The sequence below is a fragment of the Achromobacter sp. SIMBA_011 genome (genome assembly GCF_046535435.1).
In the GTDB taxonomy this organism is placed as follows: domain Bacteria; phylum Pseudomonadota; class Gammaproteobacteria; order Burkholderiales; family Burkholderiaceae_B; genus Achromobacter; species Achromobacter dolens.
Genome location: NZ_JAWRWN010001304.1, coordinates 1 through 232, shown reverse-complemented (window position 1 = coordinate 232; position 232 = coordinate 1). Strand labels below are relative to the sequence as shown.

1 pseudogene is annotated in these 232 nt (G+C 61.6%); it reads left to right on the top strand.

From position 1 onward, the window contains the following. Nucleotides 1–188 (top strand): annotated as a pseudogene (locus SB816_RS35290) (cytosine deaminase); the annotation flags it as partial. Between the last annotated feature and the right edge of the window lie 44 nt (nt 189–232).

Genomic DNA, 232 nt, shown 5'->3' with positions numbered 1-232 from the left:
CGCAGGGCGGTGCCGATGTCATGGGCCTCAAGGATTACGGTCTTGACGTTGGCTGTGCTGCAGACTTCACGCTGCTGACTGGCGAGACCCTGGCCCATGCCGTTGTCGATATTGCCCCAAGACCGCTGGTCGTAAAGGGCGGACGAGTAACCGCCAGAGGCGGCAAGGCCGTGGTGGAGGCACCATGATGAGCGAACCGCTTCAATCTCTCGCTCTTGGTGAACGTCCCTCC